General features: G+C 51.4%; 11 protein-coding genes. 9 read left to right on the top strand and 2 right to left on the bottom strand.

The window, feature by feature from the left end; genetic code table 11:
- The first annotated feature begins 114 nt into the window (after positions 1–114).
- From AC3WTJ_RS34755 to AC3WTJ_RS34725, 7 genes are read left to right on the top strand one after another with little or no spacing between them, the layout of a single operon-like run.
- Positions 115–378 carry a YokU family protein gene (locus AC3WTJ_RS34755; RefSeq protein WP_492526057.1) on the top strand — a complete coding sequence of 88 codons (264 nt, stop codon included), beginning with the start codon at positions 115–117 and terminating at the stop codon, positions 376–378.
- A 41-nt stretch (positions 379–419) separates the two neighbouring features.
- Positions 420–1781 (top strand): aspartate aminotransferase family protein, encoded by a 1362-nt coding sequence (locus tag AC3WTJ_RS34750; RefSeq protein WP_492526055.1) that lies wholly within the window; start codon positions 420–422, stop codon positions 1779–1781.
- Positions 1768–2478 carry a CoA transferase subunit A gene (locus AC3WTJ_RS34745; RefSeq protein WP_492526053.1) on the top strand — a complete coding sequence of 237 codons (711 nt, stop codon included), beginning with the start codon at positions 1768–1770 and terminating at the stop codon, positions 2476–2478. Before AC3WTJ_RS34750 ends, AC3WTJ_RS34745 begins: the two co-directional genes overlap by 14 nt.
- Positions 2445–3107: a 3-oxoacid CoA-transferase subunit B gene (locus AC3WTJ_RS34740; protein WP_492526051.1), complete on the top strand. Its 663-nt coding sequence runs from the start codon at positions 2445–2447 to the stop codon at positions 3105–3107. Before AC3WTJ_RS34745 ends, AC3WTJ_RS34740 begins: the two co-directional genes overlap by 34 nt.
- A 42-nt stretch (positions 3108–3149) precedes the next feature.
- On the top strand, positions 3150–4439 hold the full coding sequence (locus AC3WTJ_RS34735; RefSeq protein ID WP_492526173.1) for a peptidase: 1290 nt from the start codon (positions 3150–3152) through the stop codon (positions 4437–4439).
- Positions 4440–4442: 3 nt separating this feature from the next.
- Positions 4443–5798 (top strand): 4-aminobutyrate--2-oxoglutarate transaminase, encoded by a 1356-nt coding sequence (gene gabT / locus AC3WTJ_RS34730; RefSeq protein ID WP_492526049.1) that lies wholly within the window; start codon positions 4443–4445, stop codon positions 5796–5798.
- A gap of 15 nt (positions 5799–5813) precedes the next feature.
- Positions 5814–7232: an aldehyde dehydrogenase family protein gene (locus tag AC3WTJ_RS34725; protein ID WP_492526047.1), complete on the top strand. Its 1419-nt coding sequence runs from the start codon at positions 5814–5816 to the stop codon at positions 7230–7232.
- Positions 7233–7683: 451 nt separating this feature from the next.
- Here the strand turns inward: AC3WTJ_RS34725 and kamA are convergent, their stop codons facing one another.
- Together kamA and AC3WTJ_RS34715 are read right to left on the bottom strand one after the other, a co-directional pair.
- The gene (gene kamA, locus AC3WTJ_RS34720) at positions 7684–9120 is read right to left on the bottom strand and encodes a lysine 2,3-aminomutase (RefSeq protein WP_492526045.1); all 1437 of its coding nucleotides are present in this window, start codon (positions 9118–9120) and stop codon (positions 7684–7686) included.
- A gap of 113 nt (positions 9121–9233) precedes the next feature.
- On the bottom strand, positions 9234–10652 hold the full coding sequence (locus tag AC3WTJ_RS34715; RefSeq protein ID WP_492526043.1) for a sigma-54 interaction domain-containing protein: 1419 nt from the start codon (positions 10650–10652) through the stop codon (positions 9234–9236).
- A gap of 417 nt (positions 10653–11069) precedes the next feature.
- Here AC3WTJ_RS34715 and AC3WTJ_RS34710 point away from each other — a divergent pair, with 417 nt between their 5' ends.
- Together AC3WTJ_RS34710 and AC3WTJ_RS34705 are read left to right on the top strand one after the other, a co-directional pair.
- Positions 11070–11783 (top strand): ABC transporter ATP-binding protein, encoded by a 714-nt coding sequence (locus AC3WTJ_RS34710; protein ID WP_157323800.1) that lies wholly within the window; start codon positions 11070–11072, stop codon positions 11781–11783.
- A gap of 16 nt (positions 11784–11799) precedes the next feature.
- On the top strand, positions 11800–13020 hold the full coding sequence (locus tag AC3WTJ_RS34705; RefSeq protein ID WP_492526041.1) for an ABC transporter permease: 1221 nt from the start codon (positions 11800–11802) through the stop codon (positions 13018–13020).
- The last annotated feature ends 294 nt before the right edge of the window (positions 13021–13314 follow it).

The following is a 13314-nucleotide window of genomic DNA, read 5'->3' as shown; positions in this document are numbered from 1 at the left end:
ATTAGCCTTGCAATAGTTGCGGGTTTCGGTCCAAAGTTGGCATGTATTTTGCTTCGTTATTAGGCAGTAGCAGCAGTAACTCAAACCATATCTCATGAAGGAGGATGAGCGCTTATGCAGTGCATGTGGTGTGAAACGGAAGATGTCCGTGAAGGGGTAAAAGATTGCTACTGGATCATGCCGGACGGGAGGATGGCTGTACAGATTTTGAACGTACCCGCGATCGAGTGCGCGAACTGCCGAACATATGTGCTGGAAGGCACTGCCCAGCTGATCGAAGAGATGCTGTATTGGCATGATGTTTCTGCGCTCGGAAGCTCCTTTCACTATGAAGATTTAATGAAAGCTCCTCGGGTCAAAAATATGTTCTTGAAATAAAATCAACAACGATAGTGATGGCTGATTAACGGGGGTGCCTTATGGGGCGGGAGCATTTAATCAAGCCGGTTCTGGATCATCCTTATCCCACGATTCAATATGGCAAAGGGGTGTTCCTCTACGACGAGCAGGGCAAGGCGTATCTGGATGCCTCATCAGGGGCCGTGACGGCCGGCATCGGGCACGGCGTGCAAGACATAATCGATGCCATGATGGAGCAGGCGAGTAAGGTATCTTTTGTGTACCGTTCACAGTTCACGAGTGAACCGGCAGAGAAACTGGCGAAGAAGCTGAGCGATTTGGCGCCAGGGGGCGACTATTGGGCCTTCTTCGTGAACAGCGGCTCCGAAGCGACGGAGACGGCGATGAAGATTGCCATTCAGCATTGGCAGGAGAAGGGCCGATTCGGGAAAAACAAAGTGATATCCCGCAGAATGAGCTATCACGGCATCACCATGGGCGCGCTTTCGATGTCCGGCCACGTACTTAGACGAAGGCGGTTTACACCGCTCTTAGAGGATTTCCCGGTGGTTGCTCCTGCTTTTTGCTACCGGTGTCCATTGAACGAAGCTTCCTGCCAGCTGGCGTGCGCAAGCGATCTGGAAACAGCGATTAAACGAATCGGCGCCGAGCATATCGCCGCCTTCATTGCGGAGCCGATCGTAGGGGCTGCCGGAGGGGCGATTGTACCGCCTGCGGGTTATTTTAAAAAAATCAAAGAGATTTGTGAGCGCTATGAGATCTTATTTATCGCCGACGAAGTGATGACCGGCATTGCTCGTACGGGCGAAATGTTCGGCATGCAGCACGAAGGCGTTGAGCCCGATCTGATCGCGCTGGGGAAAGGCTTGAGCGCCGGTTACACACCGATGGCTGCAACGCTGGTTAAAGATCATGTGATGGGGCCTATTCTGCAAGGCTCCAAGAGCATAATGGCCGGCCATACGTACAGTGCCAACCCACTGTCGGCCGCCATTTCGCTAGCGGTGCTGGACTACGCCCTGAAGCATCAACTGGCTCAGTCAGCGCGAAGCATGGGAGCATATCTGCTAGATAAGCTCCGTCAAATGGCGGATGGCATCGAGATCATTGGCGATGTTAGGGGGAGAGGTCTTCTTTTGGGACTGGAGTTCGTGCGGGATCGAGACGATAAAACGATGTTTCCACCTGCAGCGGGCATCACTTCCCGAATCATAGATAAAGCCTTTCAGAAAGGCTTGCTCGTTTATCCCGCAGCCGGCGCAGTGGATGGTTCTGGGGACGCTATTATTGTGGCGCCGCCTCTGGTCATTACGGAAGCGGAAGTTGATCAACTCGTACAGCTTTTGGAGGAAGCGATTCGGGAAGTTGCGGATGAGTTGTCCAGGGAGTCGGCGGGAGGTGGCAAAGATGGAGAAATCTGAGCTGAGCAAAGTGAAAAGCTTGGAAGAAGCGCTTCATGCGATTGACGACGGATGTACGCTGATGTACGGCGGGTTTGGCGGTATCGGTACACCACCGACGCTGATCGATGGCATTTTAAGCAAAGGGGTCAAAGACTTAACGATTATCGGCAACGATACTGGTTTTCCTCATATCGGCATTGGCCGTTTAGTGACCGCCGGACGGGTGAAAAAGGTGATTGCTTCCCATATCGGCTCCAATCCTAACGCTGGTCAAATGATGGAAGATGGCACCATGGAGGTCGTTTTTTACCCGCAAGGTACGCTGTCGGAGAAGATCCGGGCAGGCGGCGTCGGCCTCGGAGGCATTCTGGTGGACGTCGGCGTCGGGACGATGATGGGAGAAGGCAGGGAGACGGTTTCGATCGACGAGCGAACGTATTTGGTGGAGCCGGCTTTGACGGCCGATGTGGCGATTGTTCATGCTTTGAAGGCGGACCCCTACGGCAATCTTGTTTATGATAAAAGCGGCAGAAATTATAATCCGCTCGTGGCGATGGCTGGGACATTTACCATTGCCGAGGTGGATGAAATTGTGCCTCTTGGCGCGCTTGACCCTGAAAGCATTGTTACCCCGGGCATTTTTGTCGACATGGTCATCCTCAGCAAAGGAGTGAACTGGCAATGGGTATGGGAAAAGAAAACCGTGACCGAATAGCGAGACGGGCCGCTCAGGAATTAAAGAACGGCATGGCCGTCAATTTAGGCATTGGCATCCCTACCCAGGTTGCGGATTACGTGCCGGAGGGTGTGCAGATCGTTTTTCATGCGGAAAACGGCATCTTGTATGCTGGCGGAGCCCCGAACCCGGGGGAGGAAGATGCGTTCCTCTGCAACGCGGGCGGGTATCCGGTCACGATTGTCGACGGAGCCTCCTACTGTGACAGCTCCATTGCTTTTGCCATGATCCGCAGGGGCTGCATTGATATTACGATCCTTGGAGCGCTGGAGGTTAGCGAACGGGGCGATTTGGCGAATTGGATCGTGCCAGGGAAGCGGGTTGCCGGCATCGGCGGGGCGATGGAACTTGCGCAGAAAGCAAAAAAAGTCATCGTGCTCATGAACCATGTCAATCGGCAGGGAGAGTCCAAAGTGAAGAAGCAGTGCGAATTGCCGCTGACGGCCAGGGCTTGCGTGAAGCTGATAATTACGGAAATGGCCGTGATGGAAGTGGCGGAAAATGGGTTGCTTTTGAAGGAGATTATGTCTCCTTATACGGTTGATGACGTCGTTCGCCATACCGAAGCGGCTTTGATCATTCCTGAGCAGATTACCTATATTCCATAGTGGTAAGCGAACCAGAAGGAGGGGATTCCATTGCCGAATCAGATGCCGAATCCGAAGGCTGAACTGCCGGAGCGAATTCATGCGTGGATTACGCTTCATCGTGACGCAGGGACCGCACTGCTGCAGCAAATGGTTCGAATTGCAAGCACACAAGGCAACGAGAAGGAAGTTCAACTGCTCGTTGCCGATCAGCTGCGGAGCATGAGAATGGATGTGGATATATGGGAGCCGGACGGAGAGGAGCTTGCGGATCATCCGTATTTTTGTTCGCCACGGAGCCGTTTTGCAGGCAGTCCCAATGTTGTGGGGGTTATGAAGGGGACAGGAGGCGGACGTTCCATCCTGCTGAACGGCCACGTAGACGTTGTGCCGGAAGGCCAGCGGAATCAGTGGACGCACGATCCTTACAGCGGCGAAGTGGTTGACGGCAAGCTGTATGGACGTGGATCAACGGATATGAAAGGCGGAAATACAGCGCTATTGCTAGCCCTCGGGGCTATTCAGGGTGTGGGGCTGAAATTGAAAGGCGACGTTATTTTTCAAAGCGTTGTGGAGGAAGAAAGCGGCGGGGCCGGGACGCTGGCGGCTATTCTAAGAGGTTACCGGGCCGATGCGGCTCTGATTCCGGAACCTACGAATTTCCGCATTTTTCCCAAACAGCAAGGCTCGATGTGGTTCCGCATTGAAGTGAAAGGGCGTTCGGCGCATGGCGGAACAAGGTATGAAGGCGTGAGCGCGATCGAGAAAAGCGTAAAAGTCATTCAGCATATCTTGGAGCTGGAGAGGGAGAGGAATTCACGGATCACAGATCCGTTGTACGCTAACAACCCGATTCCGATTCCTATAAATCTGGGCGTAATTCAAGGCGGGAATTGGCCTTCGTCTGTCCCAGATACCGTAAAACTGGAGGGGCGCATGGGGGTAGCCCCTGAGGAGATGCTGCAAGATGCCAAGGAGGAAATGCTGAGGTGGTTGGAGCGATTACAGGAAGTTGATCCTTGGTTTGCCGAGCATCCGCCAGAACTGGAGTGGTATGGGGCGCAATGGGTGCCGGGCAGCGTTGACCCGGAGCATCCTTTGATGCAAGTGCTTATGCAGCAGTTTCGCGCGGTTAAGCAGGAGGAGCCCATCATCGAAGCATCGCCTTGGGGCACGGATGGCGGCTTGCTCACGCAGCTGGGCGATACGCCTTGCATTGTTTTTGGCCCAGGGATTACGGAAGTGGCGCATTACCCGAACGAGCATATCGTGCTGGAGGATGTGTTCAAGGCTGCTGAGATTATCGCGCTAACCTTGATCGACTGGTGCGGTTTTGACAGAATGGAGGCATAGGGGATGGATGTGAAGGAGAGAAGGAGCAAGTACATTGACATGAAGACCTCTCTGCCGGGACCGGAAGCTCAGAGGCTGCTGGAGCGGCGTATGGCGAGCATCCCACGGGGGCCGTTCAATACCGTGCCTACTTTTGCGGCAAAAGGGGAAGGAGCCTTGCTTACGGATGTCGACGGGAATACCTTTATCGACTTGGCTGGAGCAATCGGCTCTTTGAATGTCGGCCACTGTCCGCCTCAAGTGGTGGAAGCTCTGAAGGCGCAGCTGGACAATTATTTGCATCCGTGCTTTCATGTGATGATGTATGAGCCCTATGTCGCTCTTGCTGAGAAATTAAACGAATTGACGCCAGGTGATCATGCGAAAAAAACGTTTTTTTTGAACAGCGGAGCGGAGGCTGTCGAGAATGCCGTGAAAATCGCCCGCAAGTTTACGGGCCGTAAAGCGATTATTTCCTTTGAGCGCGGCTTTCACGGGAGAACTTACATGGCGATGTCGCTCACGAGTAAAGTGAAGCCTTATAAAAATGGCTTCGGCCCTTTTGCGCCCGACACCTATAAAATGCCTTACCCCTACTATTACCGTGCCCCTAACGGCATGTCTGCAGATGAGCTCGATGCTTACATCTTGCAGAAGTTTGATGATTTTTTCTTGTCGGAGGTTCCGGGCGAGGACGTCGCTGCCGTGATTCTGGAGCCGGTCCAAGGCGAAGGGGGTTTTGTCATCCCTTCCACGCGTTTCATTCAAGGCGTCAAAGCCGTATGCCAGAAATATGGGATTTTGCTTATCGCTGATGAAGTTCAGACAGGTTTCGGGCGTACGGGTAAAATGTTTGCGATGGAGCACCACGGAGTTATACCGGATATCATGACGATGTCCAAATCGATTGCAGCAGGTCTTCCGATCAGCGCCGTGACCGGCAGAGCAGAAATCATGGATGCCCCGGGGGTCGGAGAAATCGGGGGTACGTATGGCGGCAGTCCGCTTGGTTGTGCTGCAGCGCTGCAAGTCATTGAGATGTTGGAGGCTGAGCGGCTGCTTGAACGGGCTGCCACGATCGGTGCAGCCGTCATGGAGCGTTTTGGTCGGCTGCAGCAGGAACTCGGCTTCATCGGGGATGTGCGCACATTGGGTGCCATGAGTGCTATTGAGATTGTTCAAAATCCTGTGAGCCGAGCGCCGGATAAGGAGTTGACGGCCCGGATTTTGCAGGAGGCGCATCAGCATGGGGTCATCATTATGAGCGCAGGCATTTACGGAAATGTGATTCGTATCCTATGCCCGCTAGTGATCACAGACGAACAGCTCGCTGAGAGCCTTGATGTGCTGGAGGCGGCGTTCAGGGCTTGCGGCGGTTAGAAAAGGGGAAACAGCATGAAAAAGCATTTATTCATTGAGGGCCGGTGGGTAGAAGCCGGCGAATATCGGCCCTTATTCTCGCCATACAGCGGCGAACAAATTGCCGAAATTGCCTACGCAGGAGCGGCTGAGGTGCAGCACGCACTGGAGGCGGCTGAACGGGCCAGACCTTTGATGGCGCGTATGCCGGCACATGAACGCGCCGCAATATTAGAGCGGCTCGCTGTCTTGATTCGCGATAATGCGGATGAGTGCTCTCGGATTATCGCCCTTGAAGCAGCGAAGCCGCTGAAGACGGCAAGGCTTGAAGTGGAGCGGACCATCGCAACGTACAAGTTCGCTGCTGAAGAGGCGAAGCGGATTCACGGCGAAACGATTCCGATGGATGCAGCGCCTGGCGGGGAGGATCGCGTAGCGTATACGATTCGCCAACCGTTGGGGGTTATTGCGGCGATAACACCTTTTAACTTTCCGATGAATTTGGTTGCGCATAAGGTGGGTCCTGCGCTCGCTGCGGGCAACACGATCGTTTTGAAACCAGCAGGACAAACGCCGCTGTCTGCGTTGTTTTTGGCGGAGCTCTTGCAGCAGGCGGGGCTTCCCGCAGGGGCGCTGAACGTTGTAACCGGCAGCGGGGGCGCCATCGGCGACATCCTGGTGACGGATGCAAGAGTGAAGGCGGTCACCTTCACGGGAAGCCCGGAGGTCGGGATTGCCATACGGAGTAAGGCGGGTCTGAAGAAAGTAATCCTAGAATTAGGCTCCAACTCTGCGCTCATTGTGGATCAAGGAACGGATGTGGACAGCATGATCGCGCGGGCCGTCACGGGGGCTTTCTCCTATGCAGGCCAGGTATGCATTTCCATTCAACGGATTTACGTGCATGAGGGGCTGTTTGACGAATTTGTCGGAAAGTTCGTCAAGCAGACGGAGATGCTTCGATTAGGAGACCCGCTTGATCCCCAGACGGATGTGTCAGCTGTCATCGCTCCGCGTGACGCTTTGCGGGCGTTGGAATGGATCGCAGATGCTGAGCGCGCCGGCGCTGTTGTCGCAACCGGCAATAAGAAGAAGGGGAATGTCGTGCATCCGACGGTCCTGCTTCATGTTGCTGCGGCTAGCAGCATCTCCTGCCGGGAGGCGTTTGCTCCTGTCGTGATGATCAATAAGATCGTCTCCGTCGAGGAGGGGATTGGACTGGTGAACGACTCCCGGTACGGCCTGCAAGCAGGCATCTACACGCAAAATATCCGTACAGCGTTCGCCGCTGCCGAAGCGTTAGAGGTGGGGGGCGTCATGATTAATGACATTCCCACCTTCCGCGTGGACCACATGCCGTACGGCGGCGTCAAGGAGAGCGGCACAGGACGCGAAGGCGTGAAATACGCCGTGGAGGAGCTGACGGAGCTGAAGCTGGTCTGTTTTAAAAAGTAGGCGTGGGCTGCTCCGCTGGCCTGTCCGTCGCCATAAATGTTGAAGGGGAGCCCGAGGGCATCCCCTTCTTTGTTTATTCTGGCGCAATGCAGCAACTCTTGCGCATGCAGGGGAACCCCAGGGCTCTATTCGAGCGCGATCCGCCGAATTCTGGACCTGAGAGGAACTACAGGCCTTTATTTGGCCGCAAATGCTTGCATTTGAGCAGGCAATGGCAAAATAGCGTCCCGTAGTTCCCTCCGTCGCGTCATATGGCCGCTTTCCCGCAGAATAGCGCCCTGTAATTCCCTTCCGCCCTTGGCTTTCCGCCCGTGACCTCGCACTCTGCCCTCAGTTCCTCGCCCTTCCGCCCGTGGCCTCACTCTCTGCCTCTCGTACTTGCCCGTGGCCTTTCGCCCCTCGCACTCCGCCCCTCACGCACCGCACTCGCTTTCAGCTCAGCTCTCCGCCCTCAGCTCTCCGCACTAGACTCCGTACCCTCGCCAGGCCCTTCCGAGGACGGGCTGCCTTCCGCAGCGCCAGCTTTACTCTCCTTCTGCTGCGCCTTCATCAGCTTATCCTTCATTTCATCCCGCTTGGTACGCCGGTCCTTCAAAGAGGCATGCTCAGGCGCTTCCGAGTAGGCTTTTCTTCTGCCAATTCGGCGCAAATTTTCTGGCACCAAGTTGAATTTTTCATCTTTCATCAGCGCGATAATCCCTGTGCTTTCAGGCTGCTTCTCCACACCGTAGATTTCGTTGAAATATTCATCCGCCCGGCCAGGCACATAATTTTTGGGCTCTGGGTACCCGACGATGACGCCTTCGTAGTTACGCAAAATCACTTTATCTTGGCTCTGCGAGATTAAATAGTTCGGCTGGAGCGCGATTTTTCCTCCGCCTCCGGGTGCGTCAACAACAAAGGTCGGCACAGCATAACCAGACGTATGCCCGCGCAGCGCTTCAATAATTTCGAGGCCCTTGGACACCGGAGCCCGGAAATGGCCGATGCCTTCGGACAAATCACATTGATAAATGTAATAAGGGCGCACACGCATTTTGACAAGGTCATGCATGAGCTTTTTCATAATGTAAGTACTGTCGTTGATGCCCGCTAGAATCACAGACTGATTGCCAAGCGGAACACCCGCATCGGCGAGCATGGCGCATGATTTTTTCGCTTCTTCCGTCATTTCCAAAGGGTGGTTGAAATGCGTATTGAGCCAGACGGGATGATATTTTTTGATGATGGTGCACAAATGCTCCGTAATCCGCTGCGGAAAAACAACCGGTGCCCTCGTACCGATCCGGATAATTTCAACGTGGGGGATTGCCCGCAAATTTTTCAGTATATACTCCAAAATATTGTCATTAATCAGCAGCCCATCCCCGCCGGACAGGAGAACGTCGCGCACCTCAGGCGTATTCCGAATGTACGCAATGGCATCATCTAATTGTTTTTTGGGAACACCCATACCCACTTGACCGGAGAAACGGCGGCGCGTACAGTAACGGCAGTACATGGAACATTGATTGGTAACCAGGAAAAGCACCCGATCCGGATAACGATGCGTTAAACCAGGCGTAGGAGAATCTTCATCCTCGTGCAGAGGGTCCTCCAGATCATATTTTGTTTTTAGCAATTCAGCGGAAACAGGGACGGATTGCATACGAATCGGGCATCTCGGATCATCAGGATTCATCAGAGATGCATAGTAGGGGGTAATATTCAAAGGGATCGTTTGCGTCGAGATGCGAACGCCCTCTTCTTCTTCAGGGGTCAGATTCACTACTTTTTTCAAATCATCCAAGGAACGAATGGTATGTGTCAGCTGCCAAAGCCAATCATTCCATTGCTCATCCGTGACGTTTTTCCATAGCGCAACTTGCTTCCAGTGACGTCGTTCCATCTTGGCACCTCCAGTAATGATGTTTGCTCAGTAATAGAAGATGCAAAAAGCATGCCAACATTTCCTCCTGACACTTGAAAACGCAAAAAAGACTCCTTGCGGAGTCTCACAGACTAAGGTTTTCTTACGATACCGTAGCGATTCAGTTTATATTGCAGGGCTTGACGCTTGATGCCGAGAGCTTGAGCGGTGAGAGTGATATTGTACTGATGGAGGGTGAGCGCGTTCACAATCGCTTCTTTTTCCAGCTGTTTCACTTTATCGGTTAAGCCGGTTGAGATTGCTGCTTCATGCTTTTCATATCGCAGTGGGTGTATCCCCATGATCGAAGCGGGGAGGTGCTCCTCTTCAATAATTTCGCATTCCAGCTCCATCATATTGTAGGTCGATTCGATTGCATGGCTCAGTTCGCGAATATTTCCCGGCCAGTGATAGTCGAGCAAACGCTGCATGGCCGCCGGCGCTATCCCCGTAATTTTCATACCAAACAAGTCATTAAAGGTATCGATAAAATGGTTCGTCAAAATCGGAATATCCTCTTTGCGCCCAGCGAGCGGAGGAAGCGTCAGATTCACGACATTCAGCCTGTAAAAAAGATCGCTGCGCAAAAGCCCCTTATCCAGCGCCTCTTTTGGATCCATATTCATGGCGGTAATGATGCGGACATCCACCTGCTGCTCCTGTGTGCCTCCAACCCGGCGAACAAGCCCGTCCTGCAGCACGCGCAGCAGTTTGGCCTGCAGAATTAAATCCAAGCTGTTCAGTTCATCCAGAAAAAGCGTTCCGCCATTCGCCTGCTCAAATAAGCCGGCACGATCAATGGCCCCGGTAAAGGCGCCCCTTGCCGTTCCAAACATGATGCCTTCCATGAGCTCGTTGGGTACCGCTGCGCAATTTTGCGCGATAAAAAGACGGCTTCTGCGGGCCCCGGCATTATGGATGCTCTGGGCTACTAATTCTTTGCCCGTGCCGGTTGGGCCGCATATTAGAACCGGCGAGCTTGTACGCGATGCTTTTTTGGCAAAAGAAATCGTACGAAGGAAATTTTCATTATTGCCGATTAAATCGCTGAAATGGTAGCGGGCGGAGCTTGTGTGCTTCTTATCTTTGGAGGGGGACTCGTAAATTTGATGCCGAAGGTCCAGAATTTGATCGTGGAGATGCACGATGCTTGTAATATCTTTGGCCACTTCCAGAGCGCCGATGATGTCTCCATTTTCCAGGAGCGGGTACGTGCTGTTGATTGTGGTGATTCTTTTGCCAGTGACGCTGACGTACGTTTGGATTTTCTCGCGAATTTCGATACCGGTCTGCAAAACCTTCATGAAGGTGCTTGTTTCATTGGTTAGAGAAGGGAACAGCTCAAAAAAATTTTTCCCGACAACCTGCTCACGCTTCAGCCCATCCGTTTCCGCCATTTTATCATTATAGAAAATAGTAATTCCCTCACGGTCAATGAGATGAACACCGACATCAATGATATTCAGCATTTTTTCAAAATAAGCCGATCCATGCTCGTTCTGCCCGGACATGATCCACACCCCCTCGCGTAAGGATGGTTCAGTGATTCACTTAACATCTTATGATAGGGAGAGAGGAATAAGACCTGTAAATACAAAAAGCCGAAGGGACAAGTCCCTTGACGGCTTCAGCTGTTAGGTATGAGTTCGATTAATGAGACAGGGCGTTTCCGATTAATTTCAGATACATCATGTCGCCTGTTTTTGCCCACATCAGAAAATGGTAGCGATTGAGCAGGACGCTCTTTTTCATGTCAGTTTTCATATGCAGCACCTCCTTTTTGTTAGTAGAAGAATTGATAGAGTAATAGATACTAGATTTGACCAAATCATAGAATTATATACATCTGGGATTGATAGCTTGAAAAAAAGCGGTAGAAATGCAAAGATGCGTTATATAGGATGAGGGTAGAAGGGAATGTGATCGTAATGTCAGAAGAACGGTTAGCCGTATTAGAAGTACATATTGATCAGGCTGGTTATGACGAGGTTCCGGATACTATCAAAAACATTCATTTTGAGGTTCGGCAAGGTGAACTTGTAGGTCTGTTAGGTCCCAATGGAGCCGGCAAAAGCACGACGATGAAGAGCATCCTGGGTTTGTTGAAGGATTTTAAAGGGAAAATTTCTTTTATGGGTGAGCGAAAAAGCTACGCTTATATACCTGAGCATCCTATTTTGTATGATGAGTTGACGTTGTGGGAGCATATGGAATTTGCTGCTTCCGTTTATGAACTGGACCGAACCGTATTCCTGGAACGCGCGGATGATCTCTTGCACAGGTTTCGGTTGTTGGACGAGAAGCATCAATTGCCAGGCAAATTCTCCAAAGGGATGCAGCAGAAAATCATGCTGATCCTGGGCTTTTTGAATAAACCGGACGTGTACATTGTGGATGAGCCGTTCATTGGACTTGATCCGAAGGCGATCAAAGATTTCATAGGGATGTTGGATGAGGAGCGTAAGCGGGGCGCCGGTATTTTGATGAGTACCCATGTGCTGGACACGGCAGAACGGATATGCACCTCGTTTGTGCTTTTGTCAGGTGGGAGATTAGTGGCTAACGGGTCCTTGAAGGACATTCAAGAACAATGCGGCATGCCGGACGCGCCATTATTCGATTGTTTCCATTCCCTACTCTAGAAAGGAGGACCGTACTTTGAACAGCAGCTTTCAGCTTTTTGCGCGTCGCGTTCGTTCGGATTGGTTTTTTCAATATAAAGCGTTGCGGATGGCCGTGGATTGGGTTATTGCGATCTATTTTGTCATTCCGCTGATTATTGTGGCTGGTTATCAATACTACTCTTGGTGGGCGACTCAGCCTTCGTGGTTTAGTTGGATATCTTTGTTTATGGTTGGTACGGTATTCTATGTGTTTACTTGGCTGGGGACCATTCGATACTTTGTTGAGGAAGGCGATCAGCTATTCCTTCGGCAGAACCGGCGGTGGTTTCAGCATCTCATGCGACTCGGACATCGATATTCTCTTGTGCTGCAGGGGATTACAACGCTTCTTTTGATGTTTGTGTTTCTTCCTTTGCTCGTTCAGGTCTATGGCTTTCGTGTGCCTCAGCTGATTTCCTTGTGGTTGAGTACCTATCTGCTAAAAATTAATTTAGGCTTGCTTCGTCAATTGGCAGCCTTACGAATGCAAGGTTTTCTGCATTGGATACTACGGATCGTTGCTTTTGCAGGGCTTTTCTTTGTACATCAAAAGCTGGTTGCTGCGATCAGTCAGAACGCGCTTTACATTTGGGCGGTTCATCTGCTTCTACTCGTACTGGCTGTGTTCTTGAGTAAAATACGTTTGCAAGAAAAAGGAGCCTTCTTCGCAGATATCGCCAGAGAGCGCGACTCCCGGATGCGGATTGTTTCTTTCATGTTAATTCGTGTTACCGAGCGAAAAAGAAAACCGAAGCGAAAGCGTCCCCTTTTATTCAAAAATTCGCAACGCTTGTTTAAAGGGAAAGGCGCTGGCAACGGGATCGCTGATTTGTTAGTAAAATCTTTCTTTAGAAATGGCACGCAGTGGAAGCAAACGATACAGTTTGCTGCACTGATTAGTGCGGCTATGTTTATCATGCCGGGGCCTCTGAAAATTACGGTCTGGATTATTGCCGCGTGCGCGTTGGTATTTTGGAGAAAATCATTTTGTAAAGACGAGCTCAGGACACCCTTTTTAACCCTTTTTCCTATCCAGGATACAGAGAAGCATCAAGCTCTCCAATTATCGACACCTATTCTTGTGCTGCCTGCGTTGATTCTGATTAGCCTATGTATGGGAATCTCCTTCTTCACTTGGTGGGGACCTGTCCTGATGGTTGGAGCCGCATTTCCTTTGGCTTATGGGACTTCTTCCGTATTTACAAGTTGGTATTGAACGGCAGGCGCTTTTATTGAAATAGCTATAGACGAGAAGAACAATGTTGTAGACATACAGCGTTGTTCTTTTTTTCGTTGGCGTGAAAGTCCATTTAGAGGTTGTAATCCATCGGGAACCATGGTATATTCCTAATCTGTCGTTCAAAGACAGGTTAATAGCTCTCAGAAACATGTCGAAAAAAGAAATTAAAAAAAAGCTTGCAAATCAAATTTCGACATGGTATATTACTTCTCGCTGCTTCGGTAACACGGCAGTGAGCGAAAGAAATTGATCTTTGAAAACTGAACAACG

The organism is Paenibacillus sp. FW101-FHT12H11, assembly GCF_058790355.1.
Note: the sequence above shows the minus strand (reverse complement) of the source record. Positions and strands in the feature narration are given on the sequence as shown.